Origin of the sequence: Rhizobium sp. ZPR4, assembly GCF_040215725.1 — a bacterium.
Lineage (GTDB): Bacteria > Pseudomonadota > Alphaproteobacteria > Rhizobiales > Rhizobiaceae > Rhizobium > Rhizobium rhizogenes_D.
This window is the reverse complement of the sequence record NZ_CP157968.1, coordinates 895,223-921,494: the sequence shown is the minus strand read 5'-3', so window position 1 is coordinate 921,494 and position 26,272 is coordinate 895,223. Positions and strand designations below refer to the sequence as shown.

General features: G+C 60.2%; 19 protein-coding genes. 9 read left to right on the top strand and 10 right to left on the bottom strand.

What is annotated here, in order from left to right:
• Positions 1 to 3 precede the first annotated feature (3 nt).
• The 6 genes from ABOK31_RS23785 to ABOK31_RS23760 all read right to left on the bottom strand — a co-directional run bounded on the left by ABOK31_RS23785 (position 4) and on the right by ABOK31_RS23760 (position 9,066).
• Positions 4 to 1,800: an ABC transporter permease subunit gene (locus tag ABOK31_RS23785; protein WP_349959087.1), complete on the bottom strand. Its 1,797-nt coding sequence runs from the start codon at positions 1,798 to 1,800 to the stop codon at positions 4 to 6.
• Positions 1,773 to 2,774 carry an extracellular solute-binding protein gene (locus tag ABOK31_RS23780; RefSeq protein WP_174182147.1) on the bottom strand — a complete coding sequence of 334 codons (1,002 nt, stop codon included), beginning with the start codon at positions 2,772 to 2,774 and terminating at the stop codon, positions 1,773 to 1,775. The genes ABOK31_RS23785 and ABOK31_RS23780 overlap by 28 nt, the downstream gene beginning before the upstream one ends.
• Positions 2,775 to 2,812: 38 nt before the next feature.
• A complete protein-coding gene (locus ABOK31_RS23775) occupies positions 2,813 to 3,703 on the bottom strand; it encodes a MurR/RpiR family transcriptional regulator (protein WP_350019278.1) in 891 nt (296 codons plus the stop codon).
• A gap of 251 nt (positions 3,704 to 3,954) precedes the next feature.
• Entirely contained in the window at positions 3,955 to 7,056 is a 3,102-nt protein-coding gene (locus tag ABOK31_RS23770) for an efflux RND transporter permease subunit (RefSeq protein ID WP_349959083.1), read from the bottom strand.
• A complete protein-coding gene (locus tag ABOK31_RS23765; RefSeq protein ID WP_349959082.1) occupies positions 7,053 to 8,255 on the bottom strand; it encodes an efflux RND transporter periplasmic adaptor subunit in 1,203 nt (400 codons plus the stop codon). The genes ABOK31_RS23770 and ABOK31_RS23765 overlap by 4 nt, the downstream gene beginning before the upstream one ends.
• Positions 8,256 to 8,394: 139 nt before the next feature.
• Positions 8,395 to 9,066 (bottom strand): response regulator transcription factor, encoded by a 672-nt coding sequence (locus tag ABOK31_RS23760; protein ID WP_349959081.1) that lies wholly within the window; start codon positions 9,064 to 9,066, stop codon positions 8,395 to 8,397.
• 135 nt (positions 9,067 to 9,201) lie between these two features.
• On the opposite strand from ABOK31_RS23760, the gene ABOK31_RS23755 reads away from it, so the two are divergent.
• Both ABOK31_RS23755 and ABOK31_RS23750 read left to right on the top strand, forming a co-directional pair.
• A complete protein-coding gene (locus ABOK31_RS23755) occupies positions 9,202 to 9,885 on the top strand; it encodes a winged helix-turn-helix domain-containing protein (RefSeq protein WP_174182137.1) in 684 nt (227 codons plus the stop codon).
• Positions 9,872 to 11,215, top strand: a complete 1,344-nt coding sequence (locus ABOK31_RS23750; protein ID WP_349959080.1) for an ATP-binding protein — start codon at positions 9,872 to 9,874, stop codon at positions 11,213 to 11,215. The genes ABOK31_RS23755 and ABOK31_RS23750 overlap by 14 nt, the downstream gene beginning before the upstream one ends.
• A 1,065-nt stretch (positions 11,216 to 12,280) precedes the next feature.
• Here the strand turns inward: ABOK31_RS23750 and ABOK31_RS23745 are convergent.
• Both ABOK31_RS23745 and ABOK31_RS23740 read right to left on the bottom strand, forming a co-directional pair.
• Positions 12,281 to 13,048: a coniferyl-alcohol dehydrogenase gene (locus ABOK31_RS23745; protein WP_349961236.1), complete on the bottom strand. Its 768-nt coding sequence runs from the start codon at positions 13,046 to 13,048 to the stop codon at positions 12,281 to 12,283.
• Between the two features lie 90 nt (positions 13,049 to 13,138).
• Positions 13,139 to 14,611 (bottom strand): benzaldehyde dehydrogenase, encoded by a 1,473-nt coding sequence (locus ABOK31_RS23740; protein WP_349961234.1) that lies wholly within the window; start codon positions 14,609 to 14,611, stop codon positions 13,139 to 13,141.
• Positions 14,612 to 14,933: 322 nt separating this feature from the next.
• Between ABOK31_RS23740 and ABOK31_RS23735 the strand changes: the two genes are divergently transcribed.
• The 4 genes from ABOK31_RS23735 to ABOK31_RS23720 all read left to right on the top strand — a co-directional run bounded on the left by ABOK31_RS23735 (position 14,934) and on the right by ABOK31_RS23720 (position 19,720).
• Positions 14,934 to 16,721: a sigma 54-interacting transcriptional regulator gene (locus ABOK31_RS23735; RefSeq protein ID WP_349961233.1), complete on the top strand. Its 1,788-nt coding sequence runs from the start codon at positions 14,934 to 14,936 to the stop codon at positions 16,719 to 16,721.
• A gap of 124 nt (positions 16,722 to 16,845) precedes the next feature.
• Positions 16,846 to 17,907, top strand: a complete 1,062-nt coding sequence (locus ABOK31_RS23730; protein ID WP_349961232.1) for an aromatic ring-hydroxylating dioxygenase subunit alpha — start codon at positions 16,846 to 16,848, stop codon at positions 17,905 to 17,907.
• A 3-nt stretch (positions 17,908 to 17,910) separates the two neighbouring features.
• On the top strand, positions 17,911 to 18,654 hold the full coding sequence (locus tag ABOK31_RS23725; RefSeq protein WP_349961230.1) for a GntR family transcriptional regulator: 744 nt from the start codon (positions 17,911 to 17,913) through the stop codon (positions 18,652 to 18,654).
• A 79-nt stretch (positions 18,655 to 18,733) separates the two neighbouring features.
• Positions 18,734 to 19,720 (top strand): PDR/VanB family oxidoreductase, encoded by a 987-nt coding sequence (locus tag ABOK31_RS23720; protein ID WP_349961228.1) that lies wholly within the window; start codon positions 18,734 to 18,736, stop codon positions 19,718 to 19,720.
• Between the two features lie 68 nt (positions 19,721 to 19,788).
• On the opposite strand, the gene ABOK31_RS23715 is transcribed toward ABOK31_RS23720, so the two are convergent.
• A complete protein-coding gene (locus ABOK31_RS23715) occupies positions 19,789 to 20,193 on the bottom strand; it encodes a MarR family transcriptional regulator (protein ID WP_234910367.1) in 405 nt (134 codons plus the stop codon).
• 407 nt (positions 20,194 to 20,600) lie between these two features.
• Between ABOK31_RS23715 and ABOK31_RS23710 the strand changes: the two genes are divergently transcribed.
• Together ABOK31_RS23710 and ABOK31_RS23705 are read left to right on the top strand one after the other, a co-directional pair.
• The gene (locus ABOK31_RS23710) at positions 20,601 to 21,440 is read left to right on the top strand and encodes a p-hydroxycinnamoyl CoA hydratase/lyase (RefSeq protein ID WP_349961226.1); all 840 of its coding nucleotides are present in this window, start codon (positions 20,601 to 20,603) and stop codon (positions 21,438 to 21,440) included.
• Between the two features lie 13 nt (positions 21,441 to 21,453).
• Entirely contained in the window at positions 21,454 to 23,610 is a 2,157-nt protein-coding gene (locus ABOK31_RS23705; RefSeq protein WP_349961225.1) for an acetate--CoA ligase family protein, read from the top strand.
• Positions 23,611 to 23,639: 29 nt separating this feature from the next.
• On the opposite strand, the gene ABOK31_RS23700 is transcribed toward ABOK31_RS23705, so the two are convergent.
• On the bottom strand, positions 23,640 to 24,539 hold the full coding sequence (locus tag ABOK31_RS23700) for an AraC family transcriptional regulator (protein WP_349961223.1): 900 nt from the start codon (positions 24,537 to 24,539) through the stop codon (positions 23,640 to 23,642).
• 244 nt (positions 24,540 to 24,783) lie between these two features.
• Here ABOK31_RS23700 and ABOK31_RS23695 point away from each other — a divergent pair, with 244 nt between their 5' ends.
• Positions 24,784 to 26,235, top strand: a complete 1,452-nt coding sequence (locus ABOK31_RS23695) for an aldehyde dehydrogenase (protein ID WP_349961222.1) — start codon at positions 24,784 to 24,786, stop codon at positions 26,233 to 26,235.
• Positions 26,236 to 26,272: the final 37 nt, after the last annotated feature.

Sequence of the window (26,272 nt, the reverse complement as noted above, 5' to 3'; positions counted from 1 at the left end):
ACGTCATCTCCTTCTGACCCGCGCTCGACCGGGTAATGCGAGTACCAGTCCCCAAATGAGAGCAACTGCCAGCAAGGCGACAAGCGCCATGGCGCAGGCAACGGCATCCCTGTCCTGGGTGAAATCATCGACGATCAGCGCAGGCAGCGCCGGTCCGGCCTGCGGCATCAGGAGCTGTGACATGGGCAGCTCAAACACGGTGCGCACCATCGTCACGCCAAACGCGGCCGCAATCGCGCGCCCTGCCAGTGGCGCAACTATCCGGCGCAGGTATTGAAAGGGGCTTGCGCCCGCCAACCGCGACGCCTCGCCAATCGACGGGCCGAGCCGATCCAATGCCGACCACATGAAGATCAGGCAGTAGGGCAATGCCGCCGCGCTATAGCCAAGAACGAGCAAGGTTCTCGTGCCATAAAGATTGAGTTCCGTGAAACCGGGCACGCGATCATAAAGGAGAATATAGCCGAAGGCGGGAATGATCCCCGGCACGGCAACCGTAACCATTGCCAGGGCGACGGCGATCGTGCGTACCCTGCTTGACGCAAGCGAAACCCGGAAGGCGAACAGCACCGCGAAGGCGACCGTTACGAAAGCTGCCGCAAAACCATAAAGAAAACTCGAAACCAGTGCCTGTCCTGCGACATTCGATAGGTCCAAGACGGCCCTGATCGCATCCAGGGAAAAATTCGCCAAAGCAAGCCCATCTCCCAGGGAGGTCGTAAGCGCTCTCAAAGTGACGGCCAGCAACGGCAGCGCGGCCGACAAGACAGCGACCAGCATCAGCAATCCGACAGCCAACGGCTGCCAGCCTCCGAGCCTATAGGGCCGCAGATGCCGGTTGCGGCCGGAAAGGAACCGAGCCTCGCGCTGCGTTCCGCTCATGGCGGCAGCACTGACGGATCCGGACACCAGCACGGCCAGAAGCAACGCCTGGGCACCGGCGCCTGCGAAATCGACAGGAAAGCTCGAGGTCGCGGCATAGATGTTGTAGGTCAGCAACCCGAAGTTCATCGAGCGCGCGATCGTATTTGCCAGACCGAAATCACCGATGACTTCGGCAAATGTCGTCAACAGCGACAATCCGATTGCTGGCATGAGCATGGGAACAATGATCTTGACGACCGTCCGCATGGGGCCGGCGGAGGCCATACGGGCAGCGTCGATATATTCGCCCCCAATGCCTTCGAGGCGGGCACGGATGATGAAATAAGGTACCGGGAACAGCGAAAGCGCCATTACAAGCAACAGACCGGGCGGACCGAAAAAGGCCGATGCCTGCATGGGCGAAAGCACCCCGAGATAGACCAGATAGCCGCCCTGCGACATCAACAGCACCCAGGCAAGCCCCTTCAAGTAGCTTGGCGTTGCAAAGACGATCCAGGGTAAAGCGGTCCAAACCCTGCGAAGACGAACATCGCTCAGATGGACTATCAGCGCCCACGCGGCGCCGAGAAGTGTGGAAACCACAGCACCGACCATGCCGAGAATGATGGTGTTGACAATGCCGCGCAACAGGCGCGGTGAGGTGATCATGCGCGCTAGCGCATCCAGCGACGGCCTGAGACTTGGGCTTGTGGGATCGAAGAGCTTTGGGAAAATGGCCTGCACGAGCACAAGGAGCATCGGCAAGCCGACCAGAATGAAGGCGACAAGCCACAGGAGCGGCGCGTTGCCGCCCCAGCGTCTTCCGTGAGATGTGAATGGGCGCAATGCAACGTCCCTGATCGACCTGCCCCTGGCGGAGGCGCGGGCGATCCGCGCCTCCGGTTCGGTCACGGTACGAACTGATCCCTGAACCATTGCTTCCACTCGGTTTCGTTTGCGGCAGCTGCCTTGTCGTCGAGAACCTGCCAGGTCGCAGTATTGTCGATGCGGGCACCCTTGGCTTTCACGCCTTGGATCAAGGGAGCAAAGAACGCATCGCCGCCCTCGGTTTGCTCCATAGCCGCATTGCCATCCTTCGTGAGCAGGAACTGCACGAAGGCCTTGGCATCCTCTTCATGCGTCGTCGTGCGGGCAATACCCGCGCTTGAAGGGATCGCGACTACGCCTTCGGTCGGATACACGACCGAAATCGGCTCCTTCTTGTCCACGAGGGCATAGATGGAGGTGTCCTGCTGGATCGCGACGCTCGCATCACCGGTGATCAGAGACTTGTTGACCGCACCGCCGCTTGGGATGCCGCTCAGCTTCCTGTTCGTCAGAATGCTTGAGAGTTCCTGCTTGCCGGCATCGACGCCCTTGGTGGCAAAATAGCCCGCCAGCCATTGGAACGCCGGGCCAGACAGGTTCGGGTCCTTGGCGGCAACGCTTCCGGAAAAGCCGACCAGATCGCTCCACGAACGAGGAGGCTTGGCGCTTCCGATCTTTTTGGTGTTGACGGCGATTGCCGTCGTCGAGACGGTGATCGGAAAATAGGCCTGGTTCGTCGGAACAAGGCGTCGTCCAAGCGTGGTGTAGTCGACCTTGTCCGCAAGACCCGGCTCCGGCTTGAGGATCCCCTGCTCGGCGAGCCGGTGCATGACGGCCGAACCCTCGACCCAGAGAATATCGAACTTGGGATTGTTGCCTTCCGCTGCGACTTTTCCGAGCAACTCACCGGTGGAAAGCCGGACCAGATCGACTGGAATGCCGGTCTTCGCCGTAAATGCCTTGGTCGCCGTATCGACGGTATCAAGAGCCGAATAGACAACAAGATGATCGGCCGCATGGGCGGAACCAAAGGCGGTCGCCGCACCAAGTAAGATTGCACTTACAAAAGAAAGCTTCTTCATCGATATATCCTTGAGGGCTTAGAATGTTCGAACTGAAATCACTTCTTCACACCGCGTTTCAGCCAGTGTTTGTCGATGGCGCCGCGCAAGGCGCCGAATTTTGCAAGCGATGAAAGGGCTGAAGCTTTATCTTCCGCGGCAAGCGCCACAATCATGGCCTCGATCAGAACGATCGTCGTACCGTGCATGGCAAGGTGGTCCGCCCGCCCCCGCGATATCGGCAGGACTTCAGCGACCTGGCGGCTGACATGAGGGTAAAGACTGTCGCCGACCAGTAGGACCGGCACTTCGTGGGCCTCGGCATAATCAAGCACAACCGAAACCTCTCGGTAGACGGGTGCATGGGCGATCATCAGGATGGCATCACCCTTCTCAACCGAAATCAACCGGTCAGCCAGGCCGATGCCGCTGTCGGACAGAGCCGTTGTCGAAAGGCCGAGCCGATTGAACTGCAGCGCCGCATATTCGGCGACGTTTCCAGAAGGGCCGATGCCGAACACGAACCTGTGCCGAGCGGAAAAGAGGGCCTGAACCGTCCGTGCAAAGGCCTCGGAAAACGCGACAGACGACATGACCTCAAGGCTTTCGCGATGAGCTCGCAGCACAAGACCCAAGGCACCTTCGGAAGTTGCCCCAAGGTCTTCCAACGTGCGGCTGAGACGGCCCTCAGGGCCGGCCGCGGTCAGATCGGCAAGGATTGCCTCGCGCAAATCCGCAAGACCGTCAAAGCCCAAACTTCTCGCGGTGCGAACAACGGTGGCGTCACTCGCCCCGACCTTAGCCGAAATTTCAGCTGCGGAATTCAAAAGGACCGCTTGCTTCTGGCTTCGAAAATACGAGGCCATCTTCTGCTCGGCAGGCGACATCGACGGAAGTGCGGCATCAATCCGTTCGTTCAGCGTCAATTGATCGGGGGCTTGTTCGGTCATCATCTCAGCTCGGTCGCAAACATTTCATGCGGCATGATTAGGAAATGTTTATTTCATGATGATGACAGGGAATGCCGTGTTGGCAGTCAGCCTTGTAGGGGCGTTCGACCCTTAAGATGCATCTGCGCGCTCGCGAATAAGAACGAGCAATGCCGATCTGAAAGTCTCCGGACTCAGTATTCCAGTCGGTATTGCCGACATGGGCGGCAATACCGACAACATTCGAAAGCCTTAGCCTTTTTCCAGCCGGTCTATCGTTGCTTTGCGGAGAGCACGACCTGCAAATGCGACGGCTGTTTTGAGCGGTGTCCCCGCAGCCAATCGAATGCCAGATAGATGACCGGTGTCGTAAACAGCGTCAGTGCTTGCGAGACGACCAGGCCACCGACGATCGCAATGCCGAGGGGAACGCGCAATTCGGATCCAGGCCCGGTTCCCAATGCCAGTGGAACGGCCCCGAACAATGCAGCAAGCGTCGTCATCATGATGGGCCGGAACCGCAGCATACAGGCCTGTCGTATCGCATCTTGCGGCGCCAGCTTCTGCGTTCGTTCGGCAACAAGCGCAAAGTCGATCATCATGATCGCATTCTTTTTGACGATGCCGATCAAAAGAATGATGCCGATCATCCCCATGATGGACAGGTCCAGATTGGCCAGTTTCAGGGCCAGCAAGGCTCCAAGTCCCGCGGATGGCAGCGTGGAGATGATCGTCAGCGGATGAACAGCGCTTTCATAGAGAACACCCAGCACGATATAGACCGCAACGATGGCAGCCAGAATGAGCCAGGGCTGGCTTCGCAGCGAATCCTGGAATGCCTGCGCCGTCCCTTGGAAGGTGCCGATGACGGTGGCCGGCATGCCCGCGCCCGTCTCCGCCGCCTTGATAGCCGTCACAGCATCGCTGAGGGCGCTGCCCGGCCTCAGGTTGAAAGAGATCGTCGTTGCCGGGATGGACCCCTGGTGATTTATGGAGACCGGCAGAACACCCGTCTTCAACGATCCAAGCACGCTAAGTGGAACAAGCTTGCCGCTGGTGGAAGACTTGACATAGAGGTGCGACAGCGACTCGGGTGACAAGGCGAACTGCGGCGCAAGCTCCATCACGACGTGGTACTGGCTGACCTGCGTGTACATCGTAGCGATCTGCCGCTGCCCGAAAGCGTCGTAAAGCGTTTGATCGATCTGGGAAACGCTGACACCGAGCCTGGATGCCGTCGAGCGATCTATATCGAGCGTGAGGCTGGTCGCAGCCTTCTGCTTATCGGAAATCACATCCTGCAGCTCAGGGAGGCCCTTCAAGACCTTGGTCATCACCGCCGCCCATTTGTCGAGCTCCGCCGTATCTGGATCTTGAAGCGTGTATTGATACTGCGACGCGGAAGACCGTCCACCGATCTGGACATCCTGGCGAACCTGCAGGCCGACCGTCAGTCCCTCCAAACCCGCGGTCGCAGTTCGCAGACGCGCCAGCACTGCCGACGCCGGGCTTCGCGTGCCGATCGGCTTCAGATTGATCTGGAGCTGGCCGACACTGGCCGACGGACTGGGATTGATCCAGTAGGCAACGTTGTCGACGGCCGGGTCGACCATGACGATATGCGCGAGTTCCTGCATCTTCGTCGACATGTCCGCAAAGGATATGTCGGTTGCCGCCTGCGCCTGCCCTTGAACCCATCCGGTATCCTGTTGCGGGATGAAGCCCTTCTGGATGGAAACGTAAAGCCAGCCCGTCACCGCCATCGTGGCGACCGCAACGATAAGGACTATGATGCGGCTGCGAAGGACGACATCGAGCGCTCTTCCATACCCCGCCGTGCATTTTTCGAAAAATGCCTCCGACCAGCGGAAGAGCGCACCGTGCGGCTTGTCGTGATCATGCTTGATCAACCAGGCGCACATCATCGGGGTGACCGTCAGCGAAACGAGCCCCGATATCGTGATCGCCACGCTGATCGTAACGGCAAACTCACGGAAAAGGCGACCGACAATTCCGCTCATCAACAGGATGGGAATGAAGACGGCAACCAGGGAGACAGTCATCGAAACGATGGTAAAGCCCACCTCTCGCGATCCCTCGACAGCGGCCTCGAGAGTGGACTTTCCCTCCTCGACATGTCGCATCACATTTTCGATGACCACGATGGCGTCATCGACGACAAACCCGACGGCGATGGTCAATCCCATGAGCGAGAGATTATCGAGGCTGTAACCGGCGAGATACATGACGGCAAAAGTACCGATCAAGGACAGCGGAATGGTTGCCGCCGGAATGATCGTCGCCCACAGATTTCGCAGAAAACTGAAGATCACCAGTACGACGAGGCCGATGGTGATGAGGATCGTCACCTTGACGTCGTCGACCGAGGCCTGGATCATGCCCGACCTGTCGGCGACAACCGACAGCTTGATGCCGGCCGGCAGCCCTGCCTCCATTTGCGGCAGCTTCGCCTTGATGCCCTGAATGGTATCAAGCACGTTTGAACCAGCCATTTTATGGACATCCAGCATCACCGACCGCGTATCCTGCAGCCAGGCCGCCTGGTTGACGTCCTCCGGAGCCGACACTACCGTCCCGAGATCTTCTGCGCGAATGGGCGAGCCGTTCTTATAGGCAATCACCATCGAACGAAACGCCGGGACGTCCATGATCTGGTCGGTCGCATCGAGAACGATGGTCCGTCCGTTGCCGGCCAGCTGCCCCTTGGGCTGATTGACCGTCTGAAGGCCGACGGCGCTTCGAATATCCTCCAGCGTCAATCCTCGCGCCGCAACCTTGTCCGGATCGAGCTGGATGCGGATCGCCGGTCGCTGGGGACCATGGTAATCCACCAGGCCCACGCCATTCATCTGCGAAACCTGCTGTGCGATGATGTCTTCGGCATAATGATCGAGTTCGGTCGTCGGAATGCGGTCGGATGTGAGCGCTAGCGTCAGGATCGTCGCTTCCGCCGGATTGCTCTTATGGAAGTCAGGAGCGGCCGGCAGATCCTTGGGCAATTGACCGCTGGCGGCACTGATCGCGGCCTGAACATCCTGCGCGGCGGCATTGATATCCCTGTTGAGATCGAATTGCAGCGCGATCGAAGTTCGCCCGGACGAACTCGTCGACGTCATCTGGGATACGCCCGAGATCGTCGAAAGTTGATTTTCCAGCGGTGTGGCAACCGATGTCGCCATTGTCTCGGCGCTAGCGCCGGGAAGAGAGCTTGAAATCTGGATCGTGGGAAAATCGACCTGGGGCAGCGATGCGATAGGCAACAAGCCATAGGCAATTGAGCCAACGATCAAAAGTCCGGCAGCCAGGAGGCAGGTTCCGACCCTGCGTTGGATGAAGATTTGTGAAAGGTTCATTGGACCGCCCCCTCGCCGCCGGCGGCCAGCTTCTTGTCGTCAGGGCCTTGCGTGGAGACGACGGTTCCATCGGCAAGCCGGGACTGACCGGAGGTGACGACGATCTCGCCGCTGGAGACGCCTTGCATGACTGCAGTGAGGCCCGAGTAAGCAATGCCGGCGGTCACCGAGGCGGTGGAAACCTTGTTGCCCGGCTTTACGACGAAGACATACGGACCTGTCTGCCCGTTCTGTATCGCCGATGATGGCACGACCGTCGAATTCGGATCGGTGCGCAGCGTTATGTTTGCCGTTACCAGCTCTCCGGGCCAAAGCGACAGGTCCTCGTTTGCAAACACGGCCTTCAGCTTCACCATGCCGGTGGATGAATCCACCTGGCTGTCTATCGCGCTTAGTTTTCCGTCGGCCAGATGCTTGGCGCCGTCGCGGCTATATGCCGAGACGGTCAGCTGGCCCTTTGCCTGTCCCGCAACCAAATCTGGAAGATCATCCTGCGTCAGCGTGAATTCGACGGAGATGGGGCGCATCTGCGTGACGGTCACCACGCCCGTCGCATCGGTTGTACGCAGGATGCCTCCTTCCTGCTGCTGGCGCAGGCCTACCCTGCCGGTAATCGGAGCCGTGACGGTTGCGAACTCCAGATTGAGTTTCGCAGTATCGAGCGCCGCCTTTCCCGATGCCGCTGTGGCATCCATGACCTTGACTTGCGCCGCCGCCGTCTGGGCCGCCTGGGTCGTGCCGCTGCCCGTGGTCGTGAGCTTCTGTGCCCGGGCCTCGTCGATCTTGGCCTGATCGAGCTGGGCCAGCTCCTTGTCGTAGTCCGCCTGCGCTTGTGCCACCGCCGCCGCGTAGGGGCGAGGGTCGATCGTCGCAAGGATATCTCCAGCCTTGACATCCTGTCCTTCGGCGAAAGCGATATGCTGGAGCTGGCCGTCGACGCGGACCTTCACATCTACGGCGGTCAACGAGGAAACCACACCGAGACCACTGCGCACGACAGGCAGATCTTTTATTGCTGCCGTCGCGGTCTGCACCGGGACCGGCGCGCGTTCGGATGCCGATGCTTTGGTTTTGCTAAGACCGGGCCCCGGCCAATAGACGAGATACCCGGCTACTGCTCCGGCTACCGCCAAAGCGCCTATTCCCAGAAGGTAAAATGGCCTAGCTGAACTGTTTGACCCTGCACGGGAACGATCCACTGCAAAACTCCATAAAGCGTTCAAAATTGCGCAGGGACACGGAGACCCGTCACGCGATGCTTGGAAATGTGACGGATCGCAAATGGCTGGTAATTCGCGCCAGGATGAAAAATTTTTTATGTTTCGCCGAAGCCGCGGATTATGGCTTGATGAGATACCCGGCGCCTGGAACCGTGATAATCATGCTTGTCGTTGCGCCCATGTCGATCTTCTTGCGCAAACGATGGACATGCATGTCGACGATATTACCTCGGGGATCGAAGTCGTAGTCCCACGCGGCCTCAAGCAGCATCGCACGGGTTACGACGGAACCTGCGTTGCGCATAAGAGCCTGCAGAAGGAGGAATTCCCTGAACTGCAGATCAATGATGCGTTCCTTCCTGCGCGCAATTCGCCGCCGAAGATCGAGCGACAAATCGCCCACGACCAGCGTGTTCTCGTAGCCATCCGCTACGAAGTGCTTCGTAATGGCCTCGATGCGGGCAAGGAGTTCGGAGAAGAAGAAGGGCTTGGCGAGGTAGTCGTCGCAGCCGGCACGCAACCCCTCCACACGATCCATCGAGCTCGCCAGCGCGCTCACCATGATCACCGGCACATTGACCTTCATCTCGCGAAGGCGCCTGACGAGCTCGATGCCGTCAAGCTTGGGCAGAAGCCGATCCACCACCAGGCCGTCGTAGATCAGCTCCATTGCAAGTGCAAGGCCGAATTCACCATCGCCTGCGACATCAACGACATGCCCGGATTCGGAGAGGCCTCGCTTCAGATAGGCCGCACTTCGGTCATCATCTTCAACTACCAGCAGGCGCATTCAATCCTCGTTGAAGACAGCACGTCGTTCCAAGCGCTCGCGAAGATGAAATTGATTTCATGTTCAGGCGAACGAATATTCAAGATTGATTATCTAGATAATGTGCGAAAGCTAGTCAGCATTCTTGGAGGAAATGTGTCGAAGATACTCGTGGTCGAGGATGATCTGGGGACGGCGTCGGAAATCGAGGCGGCACTTGTGGACCACGGCTGCACCGTTACACAGTCGGTCGACGGTCGGGATGGACTGGTCAAGGCGATTTCCGGCACATTTGATGCCATCGTGCTCGATCGCATGCTGCCCGGCACGCTTGACGGGCTCGGAATGCTGGCTGCCTTACGGGCCGCGTCCGTGCAGACCCCGGTCCTGATTTTGAGTGCGCTTTCAGCGGTCGACGAAAGGGTACGCGGTCTCAAGGCCGGCGGCGACGACTATCTGACGAAGCCGTTTGAAGCGCTCGAGCTGACGGCGCGGCTGGATGTCCTCATGCGCCGCCGAACCAACACGGCTCAGGAGACGGTTCTCAAAGTCGGCGATCTTGAAATCAATCTCCTGACACATACCGCCAGCCGGGCTGGCAACATCATCGATCTCCTGCCGCGGGAGTATCAGTTGCTTGAATATCTCGCCCGGCACTCCGGTCAGATCGTTACACGCACGATGATGTTCGAAGAAGTCTGGCACTACCGCTACGGCGAGGCGACGAACGTCATCGACGTCCATATCAGCAAACTTCGCAAGAAGCTGGATCTGCCTGGCCTTACGCCCCTGATCCGAACGCTTCGTGGCTCAGGCTATATTCTCGATGCGGCCAATTGAACTTTTCAGGACGAGCGGCTTCCGCTTGGCGCTTGCCTTCCTGCTCGTGTTCGGCGCGGCAGCAAGTGCTTTGTTTCTGTTCGTCGATTGGCAGATGCAGGACTTTCTCGACCAGCGAAGCGACGAATGGCTGAGGCGCGAGATGCAATCGCTTCAGAACCTGCCGACGGACGCGGTCGTTTCACGCCTATCCGCCCGAAGCCGAGATTTGACGAACACCGAGCGCCCCTTTTCGCTTTTCGATCGGGATGGCAAGCTCGTGGCGGGAATCCCGCTCACCTATCCCGAAGGATCCGTTGTCGACGCTCCCTTCGATTTCGTCGACCACAGCACCCCAAGGAAATATCACTATAGAGGGTTGCTGCATCGGCGCGCCGATGGCTCCTCCATCCTTGTCGCACAAAGTCTGCATGAGCAGCGCGAATTTCGCGAGCGTCTCGAAAATGCGACGTTGTTCGCGGCGCTGACAACAGCGATATTGGGACTTGCGGGCGCAATCGCCGTCGGCTTCGGCGCGGTTCGTCGGCTGGACGCCATGTCTGGCGCCGCAGCGCAAATCATGAAGGGAGATCTCAAACAGCGACTGCCGACAGGCCGCGCCGGCGGCGACATCGATCGCCTCGCCAAAGTGGTCAATGAAATGCTCGACGAAATCGAGCGCCTGATGCAGGAAGTCAAGGGCGTTTGCGACAATATCGCCCACGATATGCGTACGCCGCTCACCCGCCTGCTGGGCAGCCTTGAGCGCGCGCGCCGGCGCGCGACCAGTATCGATGAATATCACGGCTATATCGACGAAGCGCTCGACGAGATACGCGGCATTCTCAAGACGTTTGGCGCACTTCTGCGTATCTCGGAAGTGGAGGATGGCCTGCGGAGATCAGGCTTCGTCGATATCGATTTGAAGGAGATCGCACGCGATGCCGTCGATTTCTTCGAGCCCGCAGCCGATGAATGCGCGGTCACTCTTGCCTATATGTCGAGCACGGAGCAGCCAGCGATCATCTCAGGCGACCCGAGCCTGATCTTCGAAGCGATCGCCAATCTGATTGACAACGCGATCAAGTTTACGCCGCCGGGAGGGAGCGCAACCGTCCGCGTCGAAGGCACAGAGCGCGGAGTGGCTGTGACCGTCGAGGATACCGGCATAGGGATCCGCGCAGAAGAGGCCGACGCCGTGCTTCGCCGCTTCTATAAGGCCGAGAAAAGCCGACATGCCCCCGGCAATGGTTTGGGATTGAGCCTGGTTTCAGCGATCGCAAGGCTGCATGGCATGCGCCTCGAAATCACGACACCAAATATTGGCACCCACGTTCGGCTCGCAACCTAAACGTCAATGCCGATCGCTTTCAATAGAGCTTTTTGCAGTTGATGGGATTGAAACTGACGACCCTATTGTCACAGAAGTCTTCCGCCTCAAATTTTCCAATAGCATACATCGGCCTAACCTCGATAGAATGACCGATCGGGGGCTGGCCGGCTTCTGGGTGTTAAATATCAGTAGGATTTGACCGGTTTTTCATTTGGCGTTGCCCGATTAAACTGAGCCAAAAGCTCTGCGAAAACAAATCCTTCCAATTAGTGCTAAGCGTTATTTCTGCTGTTGTTTTCTTTGATGAGACCGTGACCGGAAGAATGATTTTCCGCACACTTCTCGTAGTTGGTGCAGGCGTATGGATCCTATCGTATCGGGTCAGACAAGTTCAGACTCTCCGCGTCAACTACGAGCCGCCAATGAGGTAACTGACGATGTTGAAAGCCCTCAGCACTGCAAGTGATGTGAACGATCCGCGCAGTTCTAATGAAAATTCCGAGCCTTCACCTTTAGCGTATCGATATGAAGATCGGGGACTTTCAATCCCTTGGTTCAGGGACCAGACGTAGTAGAGTTCCATCGCTCGCCGCGGCGTTGATTGCCGTTGATATCTGATGAAGCGGTCCACGCGTGACAAGCGTCTTCGACAGAGGAGGTTTTCATGGACCTGGATCGAAAAAGGCTGAGTAAGTGTGATCCGGATCGAGCATCGTCATGAACGATGTTGCGACGATTGCAAAGCCGAACTTATCGAAATCGTCGCAAGGCGTACCCCCTATCTCCATCTGAAAGATGCGGAAAGAACCGTCAACGCAATCCTGGAGGAAATGGCAGGAGCGTTGATACCGACGCTCAGATCGAATCGAGAGGTTCTGGCGCCGTCACTATTCGACACCGGTTGCCGCGCGTGGGAAACCAACCGGAAACGACCCAGTCAATTTTTGCCAAGGAAAAGTGAGTGCCATATTTTAAGGCCGAAACACGCAGTTCCCCTCCCCGGGCAGGAGCCTTCGCAGGCCACCGCCCATGGCAGGGTCGAGGGCGTCGGGTAGGCGATCAAGAACCAAAGACTTTGATCGATCAGAGAGCGGTCGCCGCCAGGCCGCCATCGACTGCCAGGTTGACGCCGACCACCCAGCGAGCGGCATCCGAGCAGAGGAATAGGGTGGGTCCGGCAATCTCGTCAGCAAAGGCAGGGCGCTTCATCAGGCCCGCGTCTCGCTGCACCCGTTCTTCGCCCAGCATGGTGACGAAATCGCCAAGGATCGGAGTGAAGACCGGCCCCGGTGCCACCGAATTCATGCGGATGTCGTACCGCATGAACAGATCGGAGCTACGCGCGCGCGTCCAGACAATCAGCGCCTCCTTGAAATACTGATAGCAAGTCTCTTGTGCGACCGGGTTGTCGTTTAGCCAGGCCAGTCCCTCGGCGAAGTTCTTCGTCGCGGCGAGCGCATGATGAGCCTCGACACGTTTGGGCCACTCAGCGCCAAGAATGGAGGCAAAATTGACGATCGATGCCCCCTTGGGCATCCGCGCCACCAGCACTTCGGTGAGGTGGCGAAGCCCGAGGTAATTGACTTTCGCGACGAGAGCCCGATCGGCGGTTCCGGGCACGCCCGCCGCATTGATCAGCGCGTCGACCTGCCCGGGCAGTGAGCGCACGGCTATGTCGATTGCGGAGGGATCACTCAGGTCGGCCTTGATGAAGCCGTCAAGCGTCAGCATCGGATCGTTCCGATCAAGACCGATAACATGTGCGCCATGAAAGCGTGCCAGGCGAGCGACTTCGCCCCCAATGCCGGAGGACGCGCCGGTGACGACGATTGTTTTTCCGTGAAAGTTCATGGGTATCATCCTTGTTCTGGAAGGCGTCGAACCGGGCGCAGTCAGGCGGTCCGGGGCTCGATCGCGAAAATGGACGAAAATGCAGGCAGATCAGAACGGATAGGGTGTTGCGGCGTTCTTGATCGAAACCCACTGCCATTGGGTGAATTCTTCGATGTCCGCCGGGCCACCCACCCGCGTGCCGTTACCCGATTTGCCGCGTCCGCCGAAGGGGGCATATGGCCCGCCATTGACCGTCTGGTCGTTGATGTGCAGTTGGCCAACCTCAAGCTCTTGTCCGACTGCCATCGCCCGGCCGATATCGGCGGAAATGACCCCGGCGGCGAGGCCGTAGTCGGATCGGTTGGCAAGCGCTATCGCCTCTTCGTCACTGCGGAAAGAGACGATACAGGCGACAGGGCCGAAGATCTCCTCCTCGAAGGCGAGCATGCCGGGCTTCACGCCAGAGAGCACGGTTGCGGGATAGAAGCGCCCCTTTCCGCTACCGCCGGCGAGCAATCGGGCGCCTTTTGTCACAGCGTCGTCGACGATCGCCTGGATCGCCATCACCTGGGCATCCGAAATGATCGGCCCGAGCGCCACCTGGTAGCTCGAGGGATCGCCAACTGGCAGCTGCGCGGCCTTTGCGACCAGCCGCTCAGTCACCGCCCGTTCGATCGTCTCGTCAACGAGAATCAGGCCGGTTGCCATGCAAATCTGACCCTGGTGAAGGAACGCGCCCCAGGCGGCATTGGAGGCCGCGACGTCAGGATCGGCATCATCAAGAATGATTAGCGCGTTCTTGCCGCCAAGTTCGAGCTGAACACGCTTCAGGTTCTTGCCGGCTATCTCGCCAACCTTGGCACCGCCGCGGGCGGAGCCCGTGAAAGAGATCATCGCCACGTTCGGATCGCTGCAGAGAGCTTCGCCGGCATCTGCGCCGCCGGGCACGATATGCAGAATGCCCGCCGGCAAGCCGGCCTCCTCGAAAATACGGGCAATGATGATGCCGCCGGAGATCGGCGTGCGCGGATCGGGCTTGTGCACCACCGCATTGCCGACCGCCAGCGCGGCGGCAATGGAACGAACCGAGAGAACGAGCGGAAAATTGAACGGCGAGATGACGCCGACGACGCCATGCGGCACACGTCGGGCATAGTTTTCACGATCATCCATGCCGGGAAGGAACACGCCGGAGGGAGCCGTGGCGAGTGTTGCCGCATGGCGAATGAAAAGCGCTCCGTGCTCGATCTCAATCATCGCCTTCTGATGGATCGAGCCGGACTCCTTCATGATCCACTGGGCGAGTTCCTTACCGTTTGCCTCCAGCAATTCCGCGGCCTTGTTGAGGATGCGCGCACGCTCCGCGCCAAGCATCTTTGCCCAGGCCTTCTGGGCAGCGCGTGCCTCGCCAGCGGCACGGGCGATGTCTGCTGGCCCACCAAGCCCGACGGAGGTGAGAACCGTTCCGTTGGCGGGATCAATGACATTGATCGTCCCCGCTTCGGTCCGATCCCAGCCGCCGAAGAAGGCGCGGCCGGTCCAGCGCTCGGCATCGATGAAACTATGGATTTGGATATTCATGCTGTGGGCCTCCTCAGATCCTCTTGTCATGAGAGAAAGGCATCGCTTCACCATTGCACGGTCCGCACAGTTCGACCGACGTCGGCTATGATAATGCTGCAATCCTCCCGGCCGCTGCTCCTCAAGCGGTCACTCCCTCCGCAGCAAGGCGCGTGCCAGTTTTCTTTTCCGCCGAGCCGGACGATGATCGCGGCAGATAAACGCTTCCACCAACTTGATTTTCAGGGGATCGAGAGATCAAAGCCGTTTCGGAAATTGGCTTGCCGAAATTCATTAGATGATGAATAGCTTCGTTATTTTCAGAATTCCATGAAAGATGATCATGCCCAAGCGCACGCTTCCGCCGCACCTGATCTCCCTGGCCGATGCATCCAAACGGACCGGCAAGATGCTGTCGCGCGGCGCGTATAGCGAGCTCGACACCGGGGCGTCCCCGACATTGACCGAGTTGACCGAGGCCCTTCACTTCGCAATCGGGGATGGACGCATCTGGCTGAACGATCAGCGCATGGTATTGATGCAGTCGCAGGTTCTGGGCCGGCTCCGGCAGGAGATCATCGAAGCCTTCGGGGTCGAAACCGCCACGGCCATGTTCATGCGGGTCGGCTACATGCAGGGCGTGCGCGATGCGGAGTTGATCCAAAAGCGTTTTCCGAACGAGGATCTGACCCACGCGCTGGCGGCCGGGCCACGGGTCCACACCCTCGAGGGCTTCGTCAAGGTCACCACCCGGCATTTCGAATTCGACAGCGCCCGAGGCACCTACTTCGGCGAGTTCGACTGGCACGATTCCTCCGAAGCCGCCGAACACATCGCCCATCACGGCCTTGCCAGCGCGCCGGTCTGCTGGATGCAGACGGGCTATCCCAGCGGCTATACCAGCACGCTTTTCGGACGCCCCGTCATCTTTCGCGAAGTCGAGTGCGCCGGCATGGGGGCATCCCATTGCAAAGTGGTGGGCCAGAATGCGGAGGAATGGGGCGACGACGCACCGGAACGCGCTTACCTCGGGCTTGAATGGCCGAGGTCCCGCCGCATCGTTCGTCGGAGCGCCGAGCCGACATTGCAGTCGACCGAGCCGCCGGCGAAGGCCGGTCCGTCCGAAGCCGCTGGTTCTAGCCAGGTCATCGGCGTATCGGCAAGTTTCCTGCGCGCCCGGCTGATGGTGGAAAAGGTCGCCGATACCGAGGCCACCGTGCTGCTGATCGGCGAATCCGGCGTTGGCAAGGAGGTCTTTGCGCAGCAGCTTCACCGGCTGAGCGGCCGGGCCAGTGGCCCGTTCGTGCCGATCAACTGCGCTGCGATCCCCGAAAACCTGGTGGAATCGGAGCTGTTCGGCGTCGAAAAGGGGGCCTATACCGGCGCAATCGCATCCCGGCCGGGATATTTCGAGCGGGCTGCGGGCGGCACCATATTTCTGGACGAGATCGCTTCGCTCGCCTATGCCGCACAGGGAAAGCTGCTTCGCGCCATCCAGGAGCGGCAGATCGAGCGGGTCGGCGGCATCCGCACCATTCCGGCCGACGTACGGGTGGTGGCGGCATCCAATGTCAACCTTGAAGGCGAAGTGCGCGCCGGACGGTTTCGGCAGGACCTCTATTTCCGCCTCTGTGTCTTCCCGATCGTCATTCCCCCGCTGCGCGACAGACGCGATGACATTCCGATGCTGATCGATCATTTCCTGCGCATTTTCCGGGAACGCCACCGCCGCAATATCATGGGCCTGTCGCGACGAGCGATCGATGCGCTTTTGGCCTATGACTTCCCGGGCAATATCCGTGAACTGCAGAATCTGATCGAACGCGGCGTGATTTTTGCCGAGTCTGGTGGCCTCGTCGATATCCACCATCTCTTCACGAGTGGCGAAGCCCCCCTGACGTTTCCGCAGACGTTGAACCGGGATGGGCGGATAAAGCCGAAGGATATACCCATCGCTGTCTCGCATCCTGGCCTTATCGCCTCGCCAGGCGACCTTGCCGCCGCCGAAGACACGCTCTACCGGGAGGCGCTGCGGGCCGCGGCCGGCAATGTCTCGGCCGCTGCCCGCAGCCTTGGCCTCACCCGCGCCAAGCTGGAATACAGATTGAAAAAACTTGGCCTTATCAGTTGATTTGACTGTATACAGCGACGAGATAAATACCGCCATAAACGTCATATTTTCGAATTTTTACTCTTCATCTTGACATAATGTATACATCGTGCGCTCCTTAAGCCATCTGAGGAGGACAGATGAGATGAAGCGATCAACCTTTCCCCTGAATGCCTGGTATGCTGCCGCCTACGATGTGGAGCTGAAGCGCGCGCTGCTGCCGCGCACCATCTGCAACAAGCCAATCGTGCTGTATCGCAAGGAAAATGGCACGCCCGCAGCCTTGGCGGATGCCTGTTGGCACCGGCTGGTGCCGCTCTCGTTCGGTCGGCTTGATGGCGACAACGTGGTATGCGGCTATCACGGCCTCGAATATGACGAGACCGGCCGCTGTGTATACATGCCGTCACAGGACACCATTAATCCATCGGCCTGCGTCAAATCCTATCCAGTCGCCGAAAAGCACCGCTTCGTCTGGATCTGGCCGGGCGAGCCGGCACTCGCCGACCCGGCGCTGATCCCTGACCTGCATTGGAACGACGATCCCGGTTGGGCCGCTGACGGCAAGCTGATTGAGGTGAAATGCGATTACCGCCTTGTCGTCGACAACCTGATGGATCTCACCCATGAAACCTTCGTGCACGGTTCCTCGATCGGCGATCGCGCCGTGGCGGAAGCCCCCTTCGAAGCCAGCCATTCCGACCGCTTCGCCTATGTGACCAGGTGGATGCATGAGATCGACCCTCCACCCTTCTGGCGCAAACAATATGGCAAGCCTGGCAAGGTGGATCGCTGGCAGATCATTCGCTTCGAGGCTCCTTGCACCGTCACCATTGATGTCGGTGTCGCGGCCGCCGGTACTGGCGCCGAGCAGGGAGACCGCTCGCAAGGCGTGAACGGCTACGTCCTAAACACGATCACGCCGTCGACTGAGAACACCTGTCTGTATTTCTGGGCCTTTGCCCGAAATTACGACCTGCATAACCAGGCTCGCACGCATGAACTGCGCGAGGGCGTCGCCGGTGTCTTCCGCGAGGATGAGGCGGTGCTTCAAGCACAGCAGATCGCGATCGAGGCCAATCCCGATCATCAATTCTACAATCTCAATATCGATGCCGGTACGATGTGGGCTCGCAAGCTTATCGACCGGATGATCGACGAAGAAATCAATCCACGAGAAAACGCCACCGCTGTGGCGGCGGAGTAGGGCATGGCGACAGAACAGGACGGCGCCCCCAAACAGCAGACGGCAAAGGCCCTGACCGGCCTTCGTGATCTCGTGCTCAAAGGCGAGGTGCTGCCCGGAGAGCGGCTTTCAGAAGTGGCGCTCGCCGCCCGGCTGAAGGTGTCTCGTACGCCGTTACGGGCCGCCCTGCAAAAGCTGGAACAGGAAGCGCTGGTCGTCATGATCCCCTCGGGCGGCTATGCTGTCCGCGGCTTCAGCCGCCAAGACGTGATCGACGCCATAGAACTTCGCGGCGTTCTCGAAGGCACAGCCGCGCGGCTGGCAGCAGAACGCGGCGTGCCACCGGTAAAGCTGAAGGCGATTTCGGACGTGGTCGCCAATCTCGACCGTGTCGTCGAGCCGGGACCGGGCGCCATGGATTTCGGGCTCTATGAAATGCTGAACGAACGTTTTCACCGACAACTCGCAGCCCTATGCGGCAGCGATGTCCTGAGCCGAGAGATCGAGCGGATCACCAGCCTGCCGTTTGCCAGCCCCAATGCATTCGTCAATACGGAAGCGGACGTGCCGGCCTTTCAACGCACGCTGGTGGTCGCGCAGACGCAGCACAGGGCGATCATTGCCGCGATCGAACTGCGCGAAGGCGCGCGCGCCGAAGCGCTGGCGCGTGAACATGCACGCCTGGCACGTCAAAACCTGGATTTCGTCACGGAAGAACAACCAGACCTGCGCCGCAAGGTGCTAGCGCTGGCGCTGATGTCCGGCTGAAGCGCAAGAGGCTCGTGGGGAGCAGGCCTTTGCAGCGGATAACCGCCTGATCATCGAGATTCATCAAAGGGAGGGAAATATGCGGTCCAGACTGGAGTGGCGCAAGGCGCGGGTCATTGAGGCACAAACGATCGCCGAGAATGTGCGGGCGGTGACCTTCGCCGTCGAAGGCCTGCGTGCCGGCTTCGATCCCGGCTCACACACCAATATCAGGGTACAGATCAACGGAGAACCGACGATCCGCACTTATACCGTTGTACCCGGACGGCCCGGCACGCTTTCCATAGCCGTGAAGCTTCACCCGAACAGCCGCGGCGGCTCGGCGTTCATCTGGCAGCTGCAACCGGGTGATGACACTGAATTGACGGAGCCGGAGAACCGCTTCGAGCTTTCCTGGCGCGCCTCCCGTTATCTCCTGATTGCCGGCGGCATCGGGATTACCCCGATCTATGGCATGGCGAAAACACTCGCCTCGCGCGGGCAGAAACTCCGGCTAGCCTATGCCGCGAAGAGCCGTCGGCAAATGGCCTTCCTCGACGAGCTTGCCGCGCTGCTTGGCGACGGGTTGCAGGTCTTTGCTCAGGATGACGGCGAGGCTCTCGATCTCGACTCCGAATTTGCAGCCCTGCCGCCGGATGGCGAGGCGTATATCTGCGGCCCGCTCGGCCTCCTGGAGGCAGCGCGGCAGGCTTGGCAGAAAAGCGGACGATCGATGAGTCGCCTGCGCTATGAGGTCTTTGGCGATAACGGCCGCTTTGCCGAGCAGGCCTTCGATGTCGAAGTCGCTAAACTCGGTGCCCATGTTCGGGTTCGGGCCGACCAATCCATGCTCGACGTCTTGGTGGAGGCCGGCGTCGACATGGTTTTCGATTGCCGCCGCGGCGAATGTGGACTCTGTGCCGTCAACATCATCGAAGCGGATGGCGTGATCGACCACCGCGATGTTTTCTTTTCCGAAGCCGAGCGGCAGGAAAATTCACGCATGTGCGCCTGCGTTTCGCGGGCTTGCGGCGGACGGATCGTCATCGATACCGGCTATCGCCCCGACCTCACCGCAGCAGAATAATCCAAGCACGTCCGGAAGATGCGTAGATAGATAGCGCTGCGGCGACCGACTGTTACGGTTTTAGCCGATCAACCACCAGTCGGGAGCTCCAGGTTATCCTGGCGCGAGGCCCCTTCCCCCTCTTGCCGGATACTTCGCAGGACTTCCAACGCCGCCTCCCGCAGCTCGGGCGCGAAAAGGCGCAGAAACCGCGCCTCGTGTGCGCCGATGATGGCATGCACTGTCTCCACCCTCTCCATGCCGGTCCTCGTGAGGCGAAGAGCCTGCGATCGGCCGCCAACCGGAGCTCGGTCGACAAGCCCGGCTTTGGTCAGCCCGAGCATCAAGGGAACCATGTTGGCGCGCTGGATGCCGAGGCTGCGTCCGAGATCGCTCTGGGTACAGCCGGGATTGGCATCGATCAGCGTCAGAATGGAAGCTTCGACCGGCCTGAGTTCGATTGCCTGCAGCCTTGAGCCCAGGTCAGCCATCATCACATTGGACGCCCTCCTCAGCTGATAGCCAAGCAGGGTCTCGAGCGGGTCGTTCAATTTCGAAGTGCGGGCGTCGATATCCATAATCCACGTATAATGCTATTGCACATAACAATCAAACAATGCTATGAGACATAACATTACCGGCGAGGAGGTCATTTGCCGGTACTGGAGGAATTCCGTTTGAAGAATACCGGCAGGTACACCGCGATCAGTTGATCCGCGAGGCAACAGCTCTCCCGGTCCGTAGTCGGCCGTGCATTCGCGCCGGCCGACATGGAACTTTTCATTTCGGTTGCACTGCGGCTCACATGGCGCAGTGAGGTTTACTGTATTCAACGCGGGTCGCGACTTTGCGGCCGGTTCCCTTTTGATGTGCAGGCCCGAACGGCAAGAAGGACAGCATCATGACAACAGAACATCCCGAAAAAGATACCGTCGCCTTTGTCGTTGAAGCCGGTATCGCCTGGGTCAGCTTCAACCGCCCGGAGAAACGCAATGCCATGAGCCCCACGCTCAATCGGCGCATGATGGAGGTTCTGGACGAGGTCGAGTTTCGGGCCGATGTCGGTGTACTGGTTCTGTCCGGCGAGGGTACGGCCTGGTCAGCAGGTATGGATCTCAAGGAATATTTCCGCGAGACCGAGGCTTACGGTCTACAGGGTACGCGTAAGGCACAGCGTGAGAGCTATGGCTGGTGGCGCCGGTTGCGCTGGTATCAGAAACCGACCATCGCCATGGTGAACGGCTGGTGCTTCGGCGGCGGTTACGGGCCTCTTTTCGCCTGCGACCTCGCCTTTGCCGCCGATGAAGCCAAATTCGGACTGAGCGAGATCAACTGGGGCATTCTGCCCGGCGGTGGCGCCGCCAAGGTGGCGACCGAGCTCACATCCTTCCGCAACGCCATGTACCACGCGCTGACCGGCGAGAACATCGGCGGCAGGAAGGCGGCCGAATGGGGCTTCGTCAACGAGTCCCTGCCGCTTGCGCAGTTGAAGGCGCGCGTGACCGATGTCGCCAACATCCTGCTGCAAAAGAACCCTGTAGCACTCAAAGCCACCAAGGATGCCATTCGCCGCGTGCGGGAGATGACCTACGACAATGCGGAGGATTACCTCGTGCGCGCCCAGGAAGCGGCCAACAGTTATGATAACGAGGGACGCAAGGAAGGTATCAAGCAGTTCATCGACGACAAGACCTACAAGCCCGGTCTTGGGGCCTATGACAAATCCAAGCACCAGGCCTGAGGAGCGCCCTACCATGACGGTCGAGACCACTAGCGCGCGCCCATCGGCTCTTCCCAGCGGTTCGATGGAACGGCTGCTGCGTCCAAGATCGGTGGCGATCGTCGGCGCCTCCGACAAGCCCGGCGCGCTTGGCGCTTCGGTATTGTCCAATCTCGACCGCAGCGGCTATGCCGGTGCCATTCATCTGATCAACCCCAAACGGACCGAGATCGGCGAACGGCCCTGCCTCGCCTCGATCGATGACCTGCCCGACGGCGTGGATGCGGCCGTTCTTGCCGTGCCGCGCGCAGCCGTGCTTCCCTCGATCGAGGCGCTTGCCCGCCGTCGTGTTGGTGCGGCGGTGATCTTTTCGGCGGGCTTTGCCGAGGGCGGCGAGGAAGGGTTGGCCGATCAACGCGAGATCACCCGCATAGCGGCCGAGGTGGGAATGGTGATCGAGGGGCCGAACTGCCTCGGCATGGTCAACCATGTTGACCGCATCCCCCTGACCTTCATCGAAACTGCGTCAGAGGAACTCGGCGCCAGGCCGGGCATTGCGATCGTGTCGCAAAGCGGTGCCATGGCTGCCGTCCTTGGCGTGACCTTCGCCAGCCGCGATCTGGGCCTCTCCTATTCCATTTCGACCGGCAACGAAGCCGCAAGCGGCGTCGAAGACTATGTGGAGTTTCTGGTGCAGGACGCCTCCACGAAGGTCATCGCGATGATCGTTGAACAATTCCGCAAGCCAGTCCGTTTCCTTGCCGCGGCGCGCAAAGCATATGCGAAGGGAAAGCGGATCGTCCTTCTTCATCCCGGCCGGAGCAGTGCGGCGCGTGAATCCGCCGCAACCCACACCGGTGCCTTGGCCGGTGACTATCAGGTCATGCGCGCCAAGGTCGCGCGTGCCGGCGTCATTCTGGCCGAGACGCTCGAGGAACTTGGTGACATCGCCGAGATCGCCCTGCGGTGCCCGGCCCTTCCGGCTGGAGGCCCAGCGGTGCTTGGCGAATCCGGCGCGTTCAAGGCGCTGACGCTCGATCTGTGTGAGGAGCTTGGGCTGGATCTTCCTCCGATTAACGATGAGACCGCGCCGGCGCTGCGCGCCGTCCTGCCGCCCTTCGTGGGCGTCAGCAATCCGCTGGATCTGACGGCACAGGGCCTCGTGGAGCCGGACCTTTACGACAAAACGCTCACCGCCCTCTTCGACGATACCCGTTTTGCTAGCATTGTCGCCTGCATCATCCAGACCGACCCTGTCACCTCAGCCATCAAGCTGCCGCCGATCCTGAAAGCGGTGCGAGAGCGCAAGCCGGCAAAACCGCTGATCTTCGCCGGGCTCGATGAGGGTGCTCCCATCCCGGCGGACTATATCGCGCAGTTGCGGGCGCTCGGCATCGTCTATTTCCCGTCGACCGAACGGGCCTTCCGAGCGCTGAAACGCATTGACGCATTCGCGGCTCGCGACATCGCCACCCGCACCGTGGCACCGGTCGCGATTGCCGGCCTCCCCTCGCAGGGAGGTGTCATTCCCGAATATCAGGCCAAGCAAATCCTGGCGCCACTCGGAATTCCCTTTCCTGCAGGCCGCCTGGCAACAACCCTTGAACAAGCCCTCGCGGCAGCTGCCGCGATTGGGTATCCCGTGGTGCTGAAGGCGCAATCGCCCGATCTCAGCCACAAGAGCGATGCGGGTGGCGTCGTTATCGGATTGGTGGACGCAACCAGCCTCAAGGAGGGCTGGCTCCGGCTGCATGCCGATATCGCGCGCCATCGCCCAGGCCTCGCCCTGGACGGCGTGCTGATCGAAGCCATGGGCAAACGCGGCATCGAGCTGATCATCGGCGCGCGCAATGATCCGGATTGGGGACCTGTGATCCTCGCGGGCTTCGGCGGCGTTACGGCGGAGATTCTTGGGGACGTCCGCATCTTGACGCCCGATCTGCCAGATGACGCTATTATCCGCGAGCTACATCGGCTGAAGAATGCGCCTTTGCTACGCGGTTTCCGCGGCTCGCCGCCGCTCGACGTGAATGCCGCCGCCCGCATCATCGCCACGCTCGGCCAGCTGCTACTGGCCGAACCGGCAATCCGTGAAATAGACCTCAATCCCGTCGTGATCTATCCCGACGGCGAAGGTGCAGTGGCGCTGGATGCCTTGATGCTGACCGCACCCAAGCCTATCCATGCCTGAGCTGCAAAGCCTGCCCGTTCGCAATCTGATCACGGCCAATCCGAATAGCCCGACGAAAGCATGTCGCTGCGGGCGACTTCCGCCTTCCTGGCGAAATCGCGATAGGTGGCGGGTGAAAATCCGGTCTTTCTCTTGAAGAAATGACTGAAATAGGTGGGGTCCCGAAATCCAAGACTGTCCGAAATCTCCTGGACGGTCCTGGCGGAGCGTTCCAGCCTCAACTTCGCCTCCTGGACGACGCGTTCATGCAGGAGCTGTACAGGAGAGCGCGCGAGCGCGCTGCTGCAGATGGAATGCAGGCGGTCGGTGGTGACACCGAGCTCCTGCGCATAATCGCTGATCGGCCGGTGCTGCCGAAACCAGATCTCCACCAATTGCCGGTATCGCTGCAGGATCGAAGCGCCGCCGCCGCGGCCACGCTGCTCGGCCGCATCACTGCCGCCGGTGCGCCACAGCGTCATGAGGATCAGCCGCAAATAGGCGGAGATGACCATCCACGAGGCGCGCGAGGGATCGCCAAGCTCCCGCACGAAGCCCGCCACCAGCGGCTGCGTCTCTTCGACTGCATGCGGCTTCGGTTCGTCCGTCAGCCAGGGCCGCTCGCTGAAAGTCCGCAGCGCATAGGATTCCGCCTGGTCGCCAATCGCGTCCACCATGATCTGCGGCGACGCGCCGATCAGGAAGCCTGCTGCACCCGCAGCCATGCGCAGCTCGCACCGCGCCTGCGGTGGCAGATAAGCGAGCGCCGGCCCTTGCAACGATCGTTGCTCCTCCGGCTCGAACAACAAGGCGGCCGTTCCAGCCTGCAGCAGAAACAGATGGTGGAAATCGGCATAGATGCCTTTCTGAAAACGGATCGTCCGGTGCGACAGCGATGGCTCACGCCACTCGCCGTGTGCATGGTGATGGATGCCGCCATCAGAAACCATGAAGTGCGCCTCCTGCCGGCACCGCGATACCGCCGCCGGGAATGCCAGATAATTACAACATTAACCCAGAAAAACACATTCCTTCCCAATTGCAATGGCGTAGTCTCATCTCATGAGCCTCTGGGAGGAGGACTCCACACAACAAATGCCGATTGCGAGGCCTATCCTGGCCGCGCGCGTCTGCGCGCGCCTCCTCCCGTTGATGCGTTTGAGGAAAAGACCTACGAAGGAGCGGACGATCGCGATGTTTGTGGCAAAGCTTCTGATCAATGACGAGACGGTGGATGCATCAGATGCATCCACCTTCGAATGCCTTGATCCGGCGACCGGCGATGTCGCGACCATCGCGCCTGCGGCCTCGACATCGGACGCAGCGCGGGCGGCCAACGCCGCCGCCGCTGCCTTTCCCGTATGGTCGGAACTAGGACCGGGTGAACGCCGCGCCATGCTCAATCGGGCGGCGGATATTCTCCTTGCGCGATCGGCGGATTTCGTGGCGGCGATGATCGCAGAGACCGGGGCGACCGCCCTTTGGGCCAGGATCAATTGCGATCTTGCCGCCGACATATTGCGCGAGGCGGCCTCGATGACCACGCAGATCGCCGGCGAGATCATCCCCTCAGGCATTCCCGGCAACGTCTCCATGGCGGTGCGCCAGCCCGCCGGCGTCTGCGTCGGCATCGCGCCCTGGAACGCGCCGATCATCCTCGGCGTGCGGGCGATCGCCATGCCGCTTGCCTGCGGCAACACGGTCGTACTCAAGGCTTCCGAACTCTGCCCGAAGACCCATTGCCTGATCGGAGAGGTCATGCGCGAGGCGGGCTTTCCGCCAGGTGTGGTCAATGTCGTCACCAATGCTCCCAAGGATGCCGCCACCGTCGTCGAAGCCCTGATCGCCCATCCGGCGGTGCGGCGGATCAACTTCACCGGCTCGACGCGCGTCGGGCGGATTATTGCCGAGACATCGGCAAGGCATCTGAAGCGCTGCCTGCTTGAGCTCGGCGGAAAGGCGCCCTTCATCGTGCTTGCCGATGCCGATATCGACGAGGCGGTCCGTGCCGCTGCCTTCGGCGCCTTCATGAACCAGGGCCAGATCTGCATGTCGACCGAGCGGATCATCCTTATGGACGAGATCGCCGATGAATTCGTCGAGAAATTCAAGGCAAAGGCTGAGACGCTCGTCGCCGGCGATCCGCGCAACGGCAACACGCCGCTCGGGACGATGATTACGGCCGAAGCCGCACGGCGCGTTCGTACGCTGGTCGAAGATGCCACGCAGAAAGGCGCGGTTGTCGTCTGCGGCGGTCACGCCCGCGGCACGCTGATCGACGCGACGGTCATCGATCATGTCACTGCAGCCATGCGCATATACCGCGAGGAAAGCTTCGGACCGCTGGCGGCGATCATCCGCGTCGACAGCATCGACGAAGCCGTGACTGTCGCCAATGACAACGAATACGGTCTTTCGTCAGCCGTGTTCAGCCGCGACATCAACCAGGCGCTGGCCGTTGCCAAACGTATCGAGACCGGCATCTGCCACATCAACGAGGCGACGGTTTCCGACGAACCGCAAATGCCCTTCGGCGGGGTGAAGTCCAGCGGTTATGGCCGCTTCGGCGGCAGGGCGGCGATCGACGAGTTCATGGAACTGCGCTGGATCACGCTTGCTTCGGGCAGGCGCGACTATCCGATCTGACATTACGGATCGGCAAAACACAAGAGAACACGGAGTT